Raw genomic sequence first — 17,531 nt, forward strand, 5'->3', positions numbered from 1 at the left:
TCAACCGCCGACCGCGCCGGCGAGCTTGAAGATCGGCAGGTACATCGCGATGACCAGGCCGCCAACCGTAGTCCCCAGGAACACCATCAATAGCGGTTCCATCATCGAGGTCATGGCGCCGACCGCATCGTCGACCTCGTCGTCGTAGAAGTCGGCGATCTTGTTGAGCATGGCATCCATGGCGCCGGTCGCCTCGCCCACGGAGATCATCTGCACCACCATGGGAGGGAAAACGCCGCTTTCGGCCAGGGGCTCGGCGATGGTCTTCCCTTCGGAGATGGACTGGCGCACCTTGTAGATCGCCTCCTCGACGATCTTGTTGCCGGCCGTCTTGGCAACAATCTCCAGGCCGTCCATGATGGGTACGCCGGAGCTGATCATGGTCCCCAGGGTGCGGGTGAACTTAGCCACTGAGACCTTCCGGATCAGGGGGCCGGCTATGGGAGCTTGCAGCGCGAACCGGTCGATCTTCTTCCTGCCGCCGGGGGTCGCGTAGTACTTGCCTATGCCCCACTTGATGCCGAAGAGGGCGGCGATGATGACCACTATGTACTTGGTCAGGAAGTTGGACAGGGCGATGACCATCTTGGTCGGCATCGGAAGCTCGCCCCCAAAGTCGGCGAACATCTTGGCGAAGGTGGGGATGACGAAGATCAGGATGACGCCAACCACGATGACCGCGATGGACATGATGGTGATCGGGTACACCATGGCGCCCTTCACCTGCTTCTTCAGCTTCATCGCCTTCTCGATGTAGGCTGCGAGCCTGGCCAGGATGGTGTCGAGGATACCGCCGACCTCGCCTGCAGCTACCAGGTTGACGTAGAGCTGGTCGAAGGCTTTGGGGTGTTTGGCGAGGGCGTCGGCGAAGGTGGAGCCGCTCTCCACGCTCTCCTTCACCTTGACCAGGATCTCCTTGAAGGTCTTGTTCTCCTGCTGTCCGGACAGGATGTCCAGGCACTGCACCAGGGGGAGGCCGGAGTCGATCATGGTGGCGAACTGGCGCGTGAAGACCACGAGGTCCTTGGTTTCTATCTTCTTCGCGCCGGAGCCGGGGAGCTTCAGCTGTATGCCCAGCCCTTTCCCCTGTTCCTTCACCGTGATGCCGGAAAATCCGTATCTTTTGAGCTGGGACTCGACCTGGGCCGCGTTTGCGGCCTCCATCACCCCCTTCTGGGTGCTTCCGGCCTTGCTCCTTGCTTCCCAATCAAACTTAGGCATTACTTACTCCTTTTGCAGCCCCGCCAAGGGACCGGCTGACCTTACCTCTGGGGGGGACGCCTGACCTGCCCGGCAGCCGCCCCCGGTGCGAGCATCTGCTTCAGTTCGTCCGGCTCGGAGGAGCGCCCGAGGGCGTCTTCAACGGTTATGATGCGCTTGGCCAAAAGGTTCATCAGGCATTGATTCATGGTCTGCATGCCGAACTTCTCCTGGCCCACCTGCATCTGGGAATAGATCTGGTGCACCTTGTCCTCGCGGATCAGGTTCCTGATGGCGGGATTGGGAACCATGACCTCGAGGGCGAGCGCCCTCCCCCCGCCGTTTGCTTTCGGTATCAGGGTCTGGGACATGACACCTTCGAGCACGAAGGAGAGCTGCGTACGCACCTGGGTCTGCTGGTAGGGAGGGAAGACGTCGATGATCCTGTTCATGGTCTGGGCGCAGGAGTTGGTGTGCAGGGTCGCGAAACAGAGGTGGCCGGTTTCGGCGAGGGTAAGCGCCGCCTCGATGGTCTCCAGGTCGCGCAACTCGCCGATCAGCACCACGTCCGGGTCCTGGCGCAGCACGTACTTGAGCGCGTGTTTGAAACTCTTGGTATCCGCCCCGACCTCGCGCTGGTTCACGATGCATCCCTTGTGCGGGTGCAGGTACTCGATCGGGTCCTCGACGGTCACGATATGGTCGTGGCGCTCCAGGTTGATCCGGTCGATCATGGAGGCGAGTGTGGTGGACTTGCCGCTGCCGGTAGGGCCGGTAACTAGGATCAGGCCGCGCGGCTTGTCGCAAAGCGTCCTCACTACCGGCGGAAGCCCCAGTTCCTCGAAGGTGAGGATCTTGTAGGGGATCACCCTGAAGACCCCGGCGACGGCGCCGCGTTGCACGAAGATGTTCCCCCTGAAGCGCGATAGCCCCTTGACGCCGAAGGAGAGGTCGAGTTCGTTCTCCTCCTCGAACTTGTGCTTTTGCGAGTCGGTCAGGATGCTGTAGCAAAGCTGCTTGGTCTCGATGGGGGTCAGAGGCGGGATGTCCATCGGGGTAAGCTTGCCGTCGATGCGGATCTGCGGCGAGGTGTTGGTGGTTATGTGCAGGTCGGAACCGTTACGTTCCACGAGTTCCTTCAGCATTTGGTGAAAGTTGATCATGAGTACCTCGTCTTGTTAGTCGTCCGCAACCGTCACCCTCAGCACTTCCTCGAAGGAGGTGACCCCCTCCACCAGCTTGGTAAGACCGGACTGGCGCATCGTCTTGATACCCAGCCGCATCGATTCCCTCTTGATCTCGGCCGTATTGGCCCCGTTCAGTATCAGCTCGCGAATCGGCTCCAGCATCGGCATGACCTGATAGAAGCCGACCCTCCCCTTGTACCCGGTCCCGTTGCACTTGGGGCAGCCGGTCCCCCTGTAGCAGACGGCGGATTCGGCCAGCTCGCGGGGAAGCCCCGCGTCGATAAGCGACTGGGGGGGAACCTCCTCCACCATCTTGCATTCGCTGCAGACCCGGCGCGCGAGCCTTTGCGCCGAGATGAGGTTGACGGCCGAGGCGACGAGGAAGGGCTCGATCCCCATATTGAGCAGGCGGTTGATGGTCGAAGGGGCGTCGTTCGTGTGCAGCGTGGAAAGCACCAAGTGGCCGGTGAGCGCTGCTTTCACGCCGATCTCCGCGGTCTCGAAGTCGCGGATCTCGCCGATCATGATGACGTCGGGGTCCTGCCGCAGGAAGGCGCGCAGGGCGGCCGCGAAGTTGAGCCCTATGTCCTCGTGCATCTGCACCTGATTGATGCCGGCGAAGTTGAATTCGACCGGGTCCTCGGCGGTGGAGATGTTCTCGGTGACCTTGTTCAACTCGGAAAGGGCCGAGTAGAGGGAAACCGTCTTGCCGCTGCCGGTAGGGCCTGTGACCAGAACCATGCCGAACGGCTTGTGGATCTCGCGCTGGAAGTGCGCCAGCGCTTCATGCTCGTAGCCAAGCTTCGACATGTCGAGCTGCAGGTTCGATTTGTCCAGAAGACGCAGAACGATCTTCTCGCCGAACAGGGTGGGGAGCACCGAGACGCGGAAGTCCATGTCCTTCCCCCCGCCCAGCTTGATCTTGATGCGGCCGTCCTGCGGGAGTCGCCTTTCCGCGATGTCCAGCTCGCTCATGATCTTGATGCGGGAGGTGATGGCGTTTTTCAGCTTCAAGGGGGGCTTCATCACCTCGTAGAGCACGCCGTCGATGCGGTAACGGACCCGGAAGTACTTCTCGTAGGGCTCGATATGGATATCGGAAGCTTTCTTCTTGATGGCGTCGGTGAGGATCAGGTTCACCAGCTTGACGACCGGGGCGTCCTCGGTGGCGCGCTCCAGGGAACCTACGTCCACCTCCTCGTCGTCCCCCACCACCTCGAGGTCGTCGATCTCCAGGTCGTTCATCACGTCGGCTAAAGACGCGGATTGGTCGTAGAGCTTGTCGATGGCGGCCTTGATGGAACTCTCGGCCACCACCACCACCTCGACGTTGTATCCGGTCATGAACTTGATGTCGTCGATGGCGAAGATGTTGGAGGGGTCGCTCATCGCTATGATCAGCGTGGAGCCGGCCCGGTTGACCGGTACGATCTGGTATTTGTGAGCGATCTCGGCGGGAATGATCTTAACCACCGAGGGCTCCACCTCGTAGTCTGCGAGGTTTATGGTGGGCACGCCGTATTGCTTGGAAAGGAAGGAGGTGAGGTCTGCCTCGCTGATCAGGTTCTCTTTGACCAGTATCGAGCCCAGACGCAGTTGGCCTCCGGCCGCTTTTTGTTCGGCCAGAGCCTGCTTCAACTGCTCCTTGGTTATGAGGCTGTTGCTGACCAGCAGCTCACCCAGTCTGCTTACGTGCATAGGTACCTCAGGGGGTTAAAGAACCTGTGAATGGTATTTTGTAATGACAGTAATGTCAAGGGTTACCTGGGGTTGAGAGCCGGGCGGCCAGCGCCTTTTCCATGCACCCCTCCGGAGGGATGGCCCCGGTCCAGATCCGGAATGCCGCCTCCCCCTGCGCGGCCAGCATCCCCAGCCCGTTCGCCCACGGCACGCCGGCGGCCTCCGCCTGAGCCAGCAAGGGGGTTACCGGAGGCGCATACACCATGTCGTAGACGCAGGCGCCGGGCTTCAGCGTGGCAAGATCGAGCCCGGCGAAGGCGTCCCCCGCCATCCCCACCGAGGTGGTGTTGACCACGAGGTCGAAGCTGGACATGTATCCCTTATCGGATAGCTGCCCCAGCGGCTGAAACCCGAAATCGGTCCCGGCAAGGCGCGCCCGCATCGCCTCTGCCAGGCCGCGCCCGGCGCCCAGGGAGCGGTTCGCCACCTCGACCCTGCCGGCGCCGGCAAGTCCCAGCGAGGCAACGGCGCTTCTGGCAGCACCCCCGGCTCCCAGCACCAGCACCGAGCGCCCCTCGGGGTGGAAGCCGAGCTTCGAGCGGAGCGCGGACAAAAGCCCGATACCGTCCGTGTTGTAGCCGGTGAGGGCTCCTTCCTCTACCGCGACCGTGTTCACCGCGCCGATCAATTCGGCTTCCGGCGTGACCCGGTCCAAAAGGGGCAAGATCGCCACCTTGTGCGGGATGGTGACGCTGAAGCCGACAACACCCAGCGCGGCGAGGCCGGCTATCCCTGCGGCAAGGCGCTCCGGCGCCACCGGAAACGGGACGTAAGTAAAGTCGAGCCCGAGAGCCTCGAAGGCGGCATTATGCATCGGCGGCGAAAGCGAATGGGAGACCGGCCAGCCGATGATCCCGGCGACCTTGGTCTTTCCTGTAATAGTCATCAGCGCACCCCGTAGCTTCTGAGAATCTGCAGCGCCTGCTGCCCCGCCTGGGGCGTGATCCGCCCGGCCAGATCCAGCGCCCACACCCCCGCATCTTTGCGCCCCAGCTTCAGCAGGTTCTCACCTGACTCCAAAAGCGCCGCGCCGTAGATGAGGATCGCCTTGCCGGTGTCCAGGTCGCGGAAGAACATGTCGCTTTCCCCAAGGAGCCCCCGGGTGGAGTAGAGCCCCCAGATATCGGAATCCGAAGGGACCGGGGGAAGGTTCGAGGGGTCCAGCCGGTAGATGATGCCGCGCTGGTGCAGCTGGAAGGTCTGGAACTCGACCGAGTACCTGGTGGAGAAGTCGATGTAGACCGGGCGCTGCGCGTACTGTTCCATCACGGACATGAGCAGGGTGTTCTCCGGGTAACGCTGGTCCGGCCGGAGGGCGTACAGGCTCGAGTGCTGGAAAAGCACCGGCATGCTGTCCAGGTACCAGTCGAAGACCAGGTGCGGGGTATGCGGCAGGGCGGTGTCCTCGCGCATCCGCTCCACCCCCTGCAGGTACCAAAGGGGGAAGGCCCCCGAATCGCCCCAGGTGTACATGACGGCGTTCTGCGGCAGGGACCTGAGCGTATTGGAGGCGTAGTCGAAGGCGATGTAGTTCTGGTGCTGGTCGTTCTCGCGGTAGTTCATCACGCAGACGGCGACCGGAAGCGCGAAGAGGAACAGGAGCATCCCGGCCCGCAGCGCCGCGCGATCGGGGAGGTGGTTCCCGATCTCCCTGATCATGACGAAGAGCCCGACCCCGATGAAGACCGCGCTCAGAAGGTAGAGCGGGGTGAAGAACTCCTCGGTGAGGAAGATCATATCGCTGGGTGTGTTGAAGTAGCCGACGATGACCAGAAGGAATGAGGCGAGCGCGATCAGGTACCCAAGGACCAGGTACCTCTTCTTGGTGAGGGCGAAACCGGCCAGCCCCATCACCAGCAGCAGCATCCCGAATATGGTGAACTCGTAGGGGATATTGAAGGCGTTCACCTGTGCCCACAACAGCTCCGGGCCGCGGGACGGCTTATCCACCGGATACCCCTTCCTGAGCAGGTTCCAGAGGAACTGGGTGAGGTTCTTCGAGTCCCCCCAGTTGAGCAACGGCTTTTGCAGCGCCCGTACTACCAGGTGCAGGTGGATGGCGAACCCTAAGAGGCCGAAGGCGAAGGCGATGAAAAACTCCTTCACCCGCAAGACCACGCGCCGGTCCGCCGAGATGAGGAGCCAGGCGTAGGTCGGTATCATCAGCACGATGATCTGGTGCGCCCCGGTGGCAAGCCCGACCAGGAAAGCCCCGAGGTAGACGTAGCAAGGGCGCTCGCGCCCTTCCAGATAGCTGTCGCGCCAAAGGAGCATGAGCCAGAAGACGATGGCGCAGATAAACGCTAAGAGCGGATACGGCTTGTCGTGGTTCGACTGCAGCCAGAGCCTCGCGGTGCAGGCGAAGGTGAGCGCGGCGCTCAGGGCGCTGAGCCTCGCCGGGAGGGTGCCTAGCCGCTCTGGCTTAGGCCCTTGCTCGTCCCGGAGCAAGACCATGGTCAGGAAATAGACGCCGTAACAGGCAGCGGCCGCCGAGATGGCGGTGGCCACGTTGACCCTGAAGGCGATGCTGCCGAAGGGGAGAAAGGTAAAGGGCTTGCCGTAGTTGATGAACAGGGGGTATCCGGGGGAGTGCGCGGTCCCAAGCGAAGCGATGGCGGTGATGAACTCGCCGCTGTCGAAAAAGGTGACCGTCGGCGCCAGGGTCAAAAGGTAGATGAACAAAGGGATGATGAAGGCCGCGATGGAAAAGGGGTCGAGCCTTCTGAGGGTTCCGTTCATGTTCACGTACGGGCTCCTGATTCGTTGTTTTCGCTGATTTGCTTCAGGGACAGCTTGTCCCGCCAAAGGCAGAAGAGTCCGGCCGGGATCACGGGCAAAAAGCCCAGGGCGTGAATGACTATGGCGATGCTCAGGGCGCGCTCGCCGACGATGTCAAAGGCTGAGAGCGCCGTGACGCAGGCAAGGTGATAAGTCCCGACGAACCCGGGGGAGGCCGGCACCATCACCGCAAAGACCAGGAACACCATGATGAACATGGAAGCCGTCAGCGGAAGCTCAACGCCGAAGGCACGCAGCAGCAGATCTATCGGCCAGATCGCGGCGCCCCAGATCAAGAACGAAGTGGCGGCCGTCGCCGCCATCCCGGCCGCCCCGGCCGGCATGCGGATGCCGGAGATGAAGGAGCCCAGAAGCGACGAGGCCTTTTCCGAGGCTTTTGCGGAAAAAGGCGCCAGAAGCCGGGCGACAAGCATCAGGGTCCAGTCGGTCCGCTTCCTTAAAAGCGCCAGGAACAGCAAAACCCCGAGGTAAAGGATGAAGGTGATATAACCGCCGGTGACAAGGGCTTGCTGCATCCCTTCCTTACCGGCGGGAAGCCGGATGGTGAAGAAGGTCGCGACCAGCACCAAAAGAACGGTGAAGCCGTCGCAAAGCCGGTCCACCACCAGCGAGGCGAAGACGGCGGAGGTGTCGATCCCCTCCTTGCGCCCGAGGACGTAGGCGCGCACCAGCTCGCCCAGTCTTGCCGGGAGCAGGTTGTTCGCCATGTACCCGATCAGGGTGGAAGGGAAAAGGTTGGAGAGCCGGGTGTTCTTGATGGGCTCCAGGAGGAACTTCCAGCGCAGCGCCCGGAAGTAGTAGCTGACAAAGGTGAGGATGATTGCGGGGGCCAGGTAGCGGTAGTCCATTCCGGCGAAGGCTGCCGCCATCTTGGCGAAATCGATCTTCCTGAAGAGCAACAACAGGCAAAGCGCGCTGATCGCGAGGCCGACCAAGAGCTTCTTATCTAGTTTTTCCTTGAACAATTTGGCTCCTGTCAGCGACGGCGTTAGGTTAGTTGCGGCATTTGAGGGGGCCCCAGTCGCCGGCCCCGACCGGTTCTGCATCCTGCAGGATGCCCCGGCAGCGCGCAACGTCCAGCGCGATCTGTTCCTTGAGCGCCTGGAGGTCGTCGAAACGGCGCTCCTCCCTGAGCCTCTCGATAAAGAACACGGTGACCTCGCGCCCGTAGAGGTCGCGGTCGAGGTCGAAGAGGAATACCTCCAGCGAAAGCGCCCCGTTGCCGAAGGTGGGGTTCGTTCCTACGTTGCAGGCGCCGTCCAAAAGCTCGTGGCCGATGCAGACCTTCACCGCGTAGACCCCGGCCGCCGGAAGGAGGTCCTTCTCCATGGCGAGATTCGCGGTGGGAAAGCCGAGCCCCCGGCCGCGCTGGTGGCCGTGCACCACGGTGCCGGTGATGGCGTAATGCCGCCCCAGGACGCCGACCACCCCTTCCACGTCCCCCTTGCTCACCATGTCGCGCACCTTGGTGGAGCTGTAGACCGTGGCGCCGTTGGAGATGGGGTCCAGCACCTCGACGCTGTAGCCGTAACGCTCACCCATCCCGCGCAGCAACTGCACGTTCCCTTCCCTGCCGCGGCCAAAGGCGTAATCGTAGCCGATGACGAGGCTTTCGACCCCGATGGCGTCCACCAGCACCTTTTGCACGAAATCGGCGGCGGGAACCGCGGCGAACTCCCGGTCGAAGGGGATCTCCAGCAGGTAGTCGATCCCGGCCGACTCGATGAGGAACTCCTTCTCGCGGCGCGTGGTGATGAGCCGGATCTCCTTGTGGGAGCCGAGCACCTTCAGCGGGTGCGGCACGAAGGTCACCACCACCGAGACCCCGGAAAGCTCAGCAGCCCGTGCGCGCACCCTCCGGAAGATCTCGCGGTGCCCCAGGTGCACCCCGTCGAAGTTGCCGATGGTGACCGCCGGGTGGCGCAGTTTTTCCTTTATGTCTGAGATGCTTCTGAAAATAACCATGTGCGATGCGATTCCTTAAGCCTCAGCCGGTTCCGCCTCCACCTGCGGCGCCTTCTTCTTACCGAAGAGAAGGGCCACCCAGACGCTGACCTCGTACATGAAGTACAGAGGGAGCATGATCACGAACATGGTGATGAGGTCGGCATGAAAGGCGGCGACGATGGCGCTCGCCAAGAGGGCGTACTTCCTGCGCGTGGCCAGCATCTTGTAGTTGATGATGCCAAAGCGCGCCAGAAGCAGCGCAAGGATAGGGAGTTCGAAGATCAGCCCGAACATCAGGATGAGGCGCAGGCAGAAATTTATGTAGGCCGAGATGTTGTACCAGCTCTGCAGCCCGGTCGCCTCGTAGGAAAGCGAGAAGTTGATGATGACCGGCCAGATGATGACCAGAAAGAACATCGCCCCGACGCAGAAGGCAAGCGACGCCGTGGTGACGAAGGGGACCACCATCCGCCTTTCCTTGCGGGTAAGCCCGGGCGCCACGAAGAGCCAGAGCTGATGGAAGAGAACGGGAAGCACGATGACGAGCCCCGCCAGCATCGAGATCTTGCACTGGACGAAGAAAGGCTCCAAAGGCGCGCTGTAGTTCAGCATGCGCGGCTTCTGCGCCACATCGTGCTGCTCGCCCAGCTTGAACTGCTGGTACGCCTGCGGGTAGCGCTCCTTCACCTTCTCATAGACGCTGTTCTTTATGTCGGTCAGGTAGGTCTTTCCGGTCAGGGGCTGTTCGACGAACTTCAAAAGGTCGGTGGAGAAGTTCCAGGCGGCCCCCATGCCGATCACGATGGCGACCACGCAGACGATGAGCCGCTTCCTAAGTTCGACCAGGTGTTCCATGAACGGCAGAACTTTTTCTTGAACCATATGCCCTATATCTCCTAATTAAAGCCGCGCCGAGCTCAAACAAATTTTATAGCACAGCGGTCAAAGCGAGCGCAACAGCTTTCAGCGCCGCCGGGGCTTGGGGCGCTTCCCCTTGATCGGTATCCGGCCATAGCTGTTCCTGACATCCTGGATCGGCTCGATGGGGCGTTTTTCCAGGGTCCCCACCAGCGAGAACTCCACCTGCTTGCGCGCCTCGTTCACCGCGGAGACCTTGACCCTGATCTTGTCCGCGATGCGGTACATGGCGCGGCTCCTCTCCCCGACGAGGGCGTGGCTCTTCTCCAGGTGCACGTAGTAGTCCATCGGGAGCGTGGCGACCGGGACCATCCCCTCCACGAAGAGGTCCACCAACTCCACGAAGAGCCCGAAGGGGGCGACGCCGGTGATGTAGCCGTCGTACTCCTCGCCGATCTTGTCCCGCATGAACTGCATCTTCTTTAAATCCACCATCTCCCGCTCCGCCTCCATGGCGACCCGCTCCCTCTTGGAGGTATGCGCCGCGGTCTCGGGGAGCCTCGCCTCGAGCCGGTCCTTGTCCACCTGCTTCATCTTCTGCGACAGCACCAGCTTCAGGATGCGGTGCACCACGAGGTCGGGGTAGCGCCGGATGGGCGAGGTGAAGTGGGTGTAGCTTGCCGCCGCAAGGCCGTAGTGCCCGAGGTTCTCGGCGCTGTAGCGCGCCTGCTTCATGCAGCGCAAGAGCACCTCGTTGATCAGGCGCTCCTCCGGTTTACCCTCCACCTCGGCCAGGAGCCTCTGCAGCTCCAGCGGGTTCACCTTTTCGTCCTGCAGCTTCAGGATATAGCCGAAGCCGAAGACGAACTCGGCGAGATCCTTCAACTTCAGCGGGTCCGGGTTCTCGTGCACCCGGTACAGGGAGGGGACCGGCGTATTCTCCAGGAACCCAGCCACCGCTTCGTTCGCGGCGAGCATGAACTCCTCGATGATGCGGTGGGCCAGGTTTCTCTCGGCCCTGACGATGGCGGTGGTCTCCCCCTGCAGGTCGAGGACGATCTGGGGCTCGGGGAGGTCGAAGTCGATGCTCCCCCTGGTGCGGCGCACCGCGTTCAGGCGCAGCGAGAGATCCTCCATGACCTTGAGATCTTCAACAAGGTGGGCGTTCTGCTCCACCGCCTCCGGATCTCGGTCCACCAGGATCCGCTTCACCGTCGTATAGGTAAGGCGCGCGGCGCTCTTGATGACGCTCGTGTAGAAGCGCGCGTCGACCCGCTCGCCGGCGGCGTCGAAGAGCATCTCCGCGGTCATGGTGAGGCGGTCCACCTGGGGGTTCAGCGAACAGATCCCGTTGGAGAGCTCTTCCGGGAGCATGGGAATGCAGCGGTCCGGGAAATAGACCGAGGTCCCCCTCAGGTACGCCTCGGTGTCGAGCCTTGACCCCTCGACGACGTAGTGGGAGACGTCAGCTATGGAGACCCAGAGCCGGATCTTGTCCCCTTCGCGGGCGACGGAAACGGCGTCGTCGAAGTCGCGCGCCGTCTCGCCGTCGATGGTGACGGTGAGCCTTTCGCGCAGGTCGGTGCGGCCGGCCACGGCCTCTTCGGTCACCTGCTGGGGCTGTTTCTGCGCCTCCTCCATCACCTTCTCGTCGAAGACGTGCGGGAGCTCGTACCTTTTGATCACGGTAAGCGCCTCGACCTCGGGGTCGTTCGCCTCGCCCAGCACCTCCGTAATCCTTCCCTCCAGCGGACGCGCGCCCGCGGGATAGGCGGTGATCTGCGCCAGCACGATCTGCCCGTCCCTGGCCTTGGCCGCGCCGCCGGCGGCCCCCGGGGTAACGAAGAGATCCCGCCCCAGTTTCGGGTCGTCGGGGATCACCCTCCCCCCCTTGCCGATCGCCTCGAAGCGCCCGACGATCTCGGTGACACCCCGCTGCACCAGGGCGGTCACCCTCCCCTCCCGTTTGCCGTCGCGGCGCGTCGAGACTACCTGGGCCTCCACGATGTCGCCGTTCATGTACTCGGTGAGATAGCGCGCCGGAACGAAAAGATCCTCCCCTCCCTCTTCAGGCATGACGAAGCCGTAGCCGTCGCGGTGGACCGAGAGCTTGCCGCGCACGCCGTCGCCGGAACCGGCCAGCGCGTAGATGCGCCCCGGCATCTTGACGATTTCACCGGACTCGACCAGGAAGTCCAGTTGCTGGTCCAACTGATCCCGGTCGCGTCGGGATATATTGAGAGCCTTCAGCATCTGCCGGTACGGGATCGGTTCCCCCTTGGCCAAAAGCCTCATGACCGCGTCCTTACCCTTGCGCATGAAAACCCCCTTCGGGAAAAAAGCATATGTAAAAAATCATAGTTGTGGATAATGCAGAAGCGTTCCGTGAAAGTCAAGAAGCGGGAACGGGCACGGTCGGATAAGCATCTCCTATGAACCAGCCGGATCATCGCCGGCTTTCCCCTTACAAATTGGCCATTGCCTTTTCGGCTTCGCTCCGGTAAGAATACGGGTCGAGCTTTTTTGCCGAACCCAAGGGAGAAATGATGTTTAACCGCACCGCCATTGCCGCAGCCGCCGTACTTTTCTGCACCGCCCTTCCCGCCTCAGCACTGACCTTCAAGCCCGCCGACGAAGCACTGGCAAGCGCCGCCTCCCGCATGCGGGCCAAGGATTACCGTAGTGCCAAAGAAGCTGCGTCGAAAGTAAACGACAAAGGGGTCCGCAGCTTCATGGTCGGCATGGCGGCGGCCCGGCTGGAGCAGTGGGAAGAGGCGGCAGCGCAGCTTCCGGCCGCGGCGGAGGGGTACCCGATCCTCGCCGATTACGCGCTCTACTACCAGGGGCTCTCCTTAACCAAGCTGGAGCGGCACGACCAGGCTCTCACTTTCTTGTACCGGCTCCTCAAGCATTACCCGGAAAGCCGCCTGGTGCGCGCAGCCCTCATCCTGTACGCCGACACCCTCGCGGCGGCGCGCCATTACAACGAGGCTCAACAAAGCTACGCCACCTTCGTCGAGCGCTACCCGTCCGGCAGCGACTCCATCTCCGCGCTCTACGGCTCCGCCCTTTGCAAGGAGAAGCTCGGCGACCCGATTGCGGCGGCGAAAGTCCTGCGCGGTATCTATCTCAACTACCCCGCCTCCTCCTTTTCCGACAAGTCCGCCCGCGACCTGCAAAGGCTAACCGGCGCCGGGACCAAGGTCGATCCGTACACCGGCGCCGAACTCTTCAAGCGCTGCGGCACGCTGTACGGGCTGGGACGCTATCTGCAGGCGGCAGAGGCCTACGCGGAGATACCGCTTTCCGGGGAGAGCGCCGATTTCGTCGCCAAGCTCAAGCTGAAGAAGGGACAGGCGCTCTATAAGGCAAGGCGCTACCAGCAGGCGCAGGCGACCTTCTCCAACATCTCCGGCGCCCGCCACGAATCAGATCTCTGGCTGGCGCGGACCCTGGACAAGACCGGGGAGCAGGACCAAGCCTTCAAACTGTACATGCAGCTGGCGCAGGACCGGAACAGCGGGAATGCCGGCCAGGAGGCGCTCCTGGAGGCGGCGTACCTGAAAAGGTTCCAGCGCAAGTGGAGCGAGGCGCTGCCGCTTTTCAAGCAATACCTGACAGCCGTCCAGCAGAAACCATCCAACGTGCTTTGGGAATCCGCCTGGGCCAGCTACCAGTCCCGCAATTACCAAGACGCCGCCGCGCAGTTCAAAAAGCTCACCGACCGCGAAGACCTGCGGGACAAGTCGCTCTACTGGCTGGGCAAGGCCCTCGCCGCCACCGGCGACGCCAAAGGTGCGCAGCAGGCGTTATCGACCCTGGCAGCGGAATTCCCGCTCGGGTACTACGCCCTGATCAGCAACAACCACGCCGGGGAAGAGCTCCCGCTCCCCCCCAAAAGCATCATCGAGGCGCTGCCCATGCCTTCCGGTTTCGAACGGGAAAAGGCGCTGATCTCGCTCGGATTTTACGATGAGGCGGTCAGGGAACTCTCGATCGGCAAGAAGAACAGGAGTGCTGCCGGCATCGCCCGGCTCTACCTGGAGATGGAGAATTACAACGGCGCCTTCCACGCCATGTCCAATGAGAGGCCAAAGCGCGGCGACAAGGACAACGCCACCATCTGGGGGGTCGCCTACCCGCTCGCGTACAAAGAGGACGTGGCGCGCCACGCCGCCGCCAACGCCATACCGGAAAGCCTCGTCTACGCCGTCATGCGCCAGGAGAGCAACTACTTCCCGGCGGCCCTCTCGCCCGTCGGCGCCGTAGGTCTCATGCAGATCATGCCCGCCACAGCCGAAGCGATGTCTAAAGGGGATTCGAAGCGCCTGACCACCCCCGAGCTGAACATAAGGCTCGGGACCAGGCACCTCAAAGACCTGCTGGATAGCTACGACCGCAACTTAACCCTCGCTATCGCCGCCTACAACGCAGGGTCCGGCAACGTGAAACGGTGGCAGAAAGGGTACGGCCATCTGCCCCAGGACGAATTCGTGGAGAGTATCCCTTTCAAGGAGACGCGCGAGTACGTGAAAAAAGTGGTGACCGGCATGGAGATGTACCAGCGGTTGTACCGCCTTCCCCCCTACCAGCAGCCGAACCTGCAGAAGAAGGTGGCCCCTGCAAGTGGGCAACCCGGCGAGCAGAAAGTAGCGCAGGCGATTTCGGGACATTAGGAGAGGCCGCTTGCTGGTTCCCAAGCTGCAATTCGGGAGTCTCTGCTGCGCAGCCGCTACTTTCCACCCATCAGGAGCAGTTACACCCATGCAGATAGTTTTTGGTATCGATTTTGGCACCACCAATTCCGCCCTCTCCATCTACCGCAATAACAAAGTCGAAGTCGTGAACGTGGACGAACTGAACGCAGGCAGCGCACTGATGCGCTCGGTACTGTACTTCACCGAGGATCAGGTGATCTTCGCCGGACAAGAGGCGATCAACACCTACATCAACGAAGGCGCGGCAGGCAGATTCATGCAGTCGATAAAGACCTTCCTTCCCAACAGCAGCTTTGAAAGCACCGAGGTCTTTGGCAGGAAGTACGGCATCGACGATCTGGTAGCGATCATCCTGAGGAAGATCAAGCAAAGGGGCGAAGAGTACGTCGGCTGCAGCGTCGACACCGTGGTGCTGGGGCGGCCCGTGCTCTTTTCCGAGGACCCGGCGAAAGACGCACTGGCCCAAAAGCGCCTGGAGCAGGCGGCCCGCAAGGCAGGCTTCAAGCAGATCTTCTTTCAGTGGGAGCCGGTGGCGGCCGCATTGGCTTACGAGGAGTCGCTGGCCGCGGACGAGGAAAAGCTCGTCTTCATCGGCGACTTCGGCGGAGGCACCTCCGACTTCACCGTCATCAAGGTGCGCGGTGGCGACTTTGCCCGCTCCGACCGCCGCAGCGACGTCCTCTCGCTGGGAGGCGTTTACACGGCGGGGGACAAGTTCGATTCGCAGATAATGTGGGAGCGGATAGCCAAGTACTTCGGCCGGGGTGTCAGATACAAGGGAATGGGAAAGGACGAACTGTTCGACATACCACTCAGCATCATCTACACCCTGTGCCAGTGGCACAGAATTCCGCTTTTGAGGGCAAGGAAAACCAGGGAACAGATCAGGCTGATCAAGCATGCAGCGACAGACAAGCAAGCCATAGAGAACCTTGAGCACCTGATCGGCGACAACTACGGCTTCTTCCTGTTCCAGTCCATAGAGAAGGCCAAATGCGAGCTCTCAGATCAAGAACTGAGTCACGTCCGCTTCAGCGAGCGCGATCTCTGCATTGAGGAACCGGTAACCAGGCAGGCTTTCGAGGAGTTGAATGGCGAGAATCTCGCTAGAATCGCGGACTGCGTAGACGAGGTAGTGAGAAAATCCGGCGTCCCGCACAGCCAAATCGACACCGTCTTTCTTACCGGCGGCACGTCGCGCATCCCGATGATCCGCAGGCTCTTCGAGGAGCGTTTCGGCGCGGAGAAGTTGGAGAACAAGAATGCCTTTACCAGTGTCGCCCACGGATTGGGGACCAGCGTCCCGCTCTTCGTGGCATGCTGATTCCGGCTGCCGGTATAGGCGCTTGCGGTTGAGCTGCAAGGATCGGGTCGAGTTGAAGATTATGCTCTTCGCAATGAGCCGATAAAGCTCTGCAACATCTCGTCCACCTTAAGGTTGAAGGCAGCAGCGAACTCTGCTTCGAACGGGTTCCCTTCCTGCAACCCTTTCACGAGCGTCTCAAACTGTGCCGGGTACCTGCCGGCCATGTATTGGACGAACATGCCGCTCTGGCGGTAAAAGATCCTCGGCTCCAACCCTTTCGAACCTGGGAGGGTGAGATTTAACAGGGCCCCTTCCGTCTCCGGGGTGAAATGGATCCCTCGCAGAAATTGCTCTTTCGCCTCTGCTTCGCTGACTGAAGTGGCGCCTCCGCCATCTGCGACGTAAATGGCAAGCCCCTCGCGAAACCAGCGAGGCAGGCTGCGATTGTAGGTAATAGTTCCGAGCGTCTGCGACATCTGGACGTGCGAAAGCTCGTGCCCCAGCATTCCACGAACCTCGTTCATCTTGCCCAGGAGCTGCCCGGAAAGGTAAATCTCGCTCCCCAAACCCGCCCCTTTCACTACCTCCGGAACGCCGGCATATCTTGCAAAGCTTTTGGTACCGGCAAATGCATAAACCTTTACCGGCGCTTTGAATGCACCGTATTGCCTTGACTCAACCGCATTCATCATCTGGGGCAACTGCTTGGCCGCTTCCTCGGCAAGAGTCTTGGCTCCTCTTTCATAGAGAATGCGGTTGTCAGAAGGGAGCACTTCAAAGTCAGTGGTGAATCTGGCTACCTTGCTCCCCACGAATCCGCATCCGCTCAGAGTAACCATCGTCAAGAGCAATGCCCACGTAGATGCTGTTTTCATTCTCTCCCCACCACCCAGTTAGAAAATTAGAGATCAATATAAATAAATCACTCATCAATGTCAAAGGCTGATTGCTGTACTGTTGCAGGGGGTAGGTCTGCTAACGGCTCTCGGCTTCAGTGCAATACATAGCGTAATGAAGGTCGGTGTTCTGCTTGTATCCGCGAGAAGACCTGGCCGCTATGAGGTTGATTAGCGGGTCGGTGAGTCCGTTCAGGAAGGCATAGCTCATGTTGTCCTGCATGTGATGAACAGCGTGACGCTTTTTGGAAAGAAGAATCCCCAGATTACCGAGTCGAAGAGCGATGGGAGACATGGAGGTATGGCATAGGTAATGTGACACTTCAGCCAAAGAGGAAAGGATGCCGGCATAAACCAATATGTGAAGCAGAAGCGGACTTACAGCACCAAACTCCGCCGCGAGTGCCAGACAGAACAAACAGGGGACAAGCCAGACTTTGGACCCCGACTCGACGAAATAGACCAGCGCCAGGTTTTTCGGCTGATAACGAGGGGTCTTGTGGTGCAGATGAAAATTGGCGACAAGGGGACCGTAGAAGGAGTCATAGCGATCGTTATTGTCCATGTACAAGTGTACGAGTCCGTTAACAAAGTCAGCAATGAGCCAAGCGGCAGTAATAGCAATAACCTGCCCCAATATTCCGACGGAGATCGGCAGGACCCGCCAGAGCAGCCAGGCCTGCAGGAAGACATTAGCAACCGAGATAAAAGAACCGAAGAGCTTGTACCCTGTCCTGGTGGTATACAGCTGCATGGCGACATTGAATTCTCTTTGTTTTTCTTCAAGCGTCACTATAGATTCTCCAGAAGTCACCAACGCGTTAAACCATTCATTGCCTCCCAATATACTGGCCGAGTATTATCTATGTCAAAGGTGAAC

Annotated in this window: 13 protein-coding genes; 2 read left to right on the forward strand and 11 right to left on the reverse strand. The window is 60.9% G+C overall.

What is annotated here, in order from left to right; all coding sequences use genetic code 11:
• The 9 genes from K419_RS0104055 to rnr form a co-directional block, all read right to left on the reverse strand.
• The gene (locus K419_RS0104055) at nt 1-1,221 is read right to left on the reverse strand and encodes a type II secretion system F family protein (protein WP_026840456.1); all 1,221 of its coding nucleotides are present in this window, start codon (nt 1,219-1,221) and stop codon (nt 1-3) included.
• A gap of 41 nt (nt 1,222-1,262) precedes the next feature.
• A complete protein-coding gene (locus K419_RS0104060) occupies nt 1,263-2,363 on the reverse strand; it encodes a type IV pilus twitching motility protein PilT (RefSeq protein WP_026840457.1) in 1,101 nt (366 codons plus the stop codon).
• A gap of 15 nt (nt 2,364-2,378) precedes the next feature.
• Nucleotides 2,379-4,085 carry a type IV-A pilus assembly ATPase PilB gene (gene pilB, locus K419_RS0104065; protein WP_026840458.1) on the reverse strand — a complete coding sequence of 569 codons (1,707 nt, stop codon included), beginning with the start codon at nt 4,083-4,085 and terminating at the stop codon, nt 2,379-2,381.
• A gap of 55 nt (nt 4,086-4,140) precedes the next feature.
• On the reverse strand, nt 4,141-5,013 hold the full coding sequence (aroE, locus tag K419_RS0104070) for a shikimate dehydrogenase (RefSeq protein ID WP_026840459.1): 873 nt from the start codon (nt 5,011-5,013) through the stop codon (nt 4,141-4,143).
• Nucleotides 5,013-6,872: a glycosyltransferase family 117 protein gene (locus tag K419_RS0104075; RefSeq protein WP_026840460.1), complete on the reverse strand. Its 1,860-nt coding sequence runs from the start codon at nt 6,870-6,872 to the stop codon at nt 5,013-5,015. The genes aroE and K419_RS0104075 overlap by 1 nt, the downstream gene beginning before the upstream one ends.
• Nucleotides 6,869-7,891, reverse strand: a complete 1,023-nt coding sequence (locus K419_RS0104080) for a lysylphosphatidylglycerol synthase transmembrane domain-containing protein (RefSeq protein WP_026840461.1) — start codon at nt 7,889-7,891, stop codon at nt 6,869-6,871. Before K419_RS0104080 ends, K419_RS0104075 begins: the two co-directional genes overlap by 4 nt.
• 28 nt (nt 7,892-7,919) lie before the next feature.
• The gene (locus K419_RS0104085; protein WP_026840462.1) at nt 7,920-8,891 is read right to left on the reverse strand and encodes a bifunctional riboflavin kinase/FAD synthetase; all 972 of its coding nucleotides are present in this window, start codon (nt 8,889-8,891) and stop codon (nt 7,920-7,922) included.
• Between the two features lie 15 nt (nt 8,892-8,906).
• Nucleotides 8,907-9,755 carry a twin-arginine translocase subunit TatC gene (tatC, locus tag K419_RS0104090; protein WP_026840463.1) on the reverse strand — a complete coding sequence of 283 codons (849 nt, stop codon included), beginning with the start codon at nt 9,753-9,755 and terminating at the stop codon, nt 8,907-8,909.
• 81 nt (nt 9,756-9,836) lie between these two features.
• Nucleotides 9,837-12,050: a ribonuclease R gene (rnr, locus tag K419_RS0104095; RefSeq protein ID WP_026840464.1), complete on the reverse strand. Its 2,214-nt coding sequence runs from the start codon at nt 12,048-12,050 to the stop codon at nt 9,837-9,839.
• A 227-nt stretch (nt 12,051-12,277) separates the two neighbouring features.
• On the opposite strand from rnr, the gene K419_RS0104100 reads away from it, so the two are divergent.
• The gene (locus K419_RS0104100; RefSeq protein ID WP_026840465.1) at nt 12,278-14,407 is read left to right on the forward strand and encodes a lytic transglycosylase domain-containing protein; all 2,130 of its coding nucleotides are present in this window, start codon (nt 12,278-12,280) and stop codon (nt 14,405-14,407) included.
• Between the two features lie 88 nt (nt 14,408-14,495).
• Entirely contained in the window at nt 14,496-15,773 is a 1,278-nt protein-coding gene (locus K419_RS0104105; protein WP_026840466.1) for an Hsp70 family protein, read from the forward strand.
• Nucleotides 15,774-15,832: 59 nt separating this feature from the next.
• Here the strand turns inward: K419_RS0104105 and K419_RS0104110 are convergent, their stop codons facing one another.
• Both K419_RS0104110 and K419_RS0104115 read right to left on the reverse strand, forming a co-directional pair.
• Nucleotides 15,833-16,630: a M48 family metalloprotease gene (locus K419_RS0104110; protein ID WP_026840467.1), complete on the reverse strand. Its 798-nt coding sequence runs from the start codon at nt 16,628-16,630 to the stop codon at nt 15,833-15,835.
• A gap of 100 nt (nt 16,631-16,730) precedes the next feature.
• Nucleotides 16,731-17,444: a fatty acid desaturase CarF family protein gene (locus tag K419_RS0104115; RefSeq protein ID WP_026840468.1), complete on the reverse strand. Its 714-nt coding sequence runs from the start codon at nt 17,442-17,444 to the stop codon at nt 16,731-16,733.
• Nucleotides 17,445-17,531: the final 87 nt, after the last annotated feature.

The sequence above is a fragment of the Citrifermentans bremense R1 genome (assembly GCF_000426865.1).
Taxonomy (GTDB): Bacteria; Desulfobacterota; Desulfuromonadia; order Geobacterales; family Geobacteraceae; genus Geomonas; species Geomonas bremensis.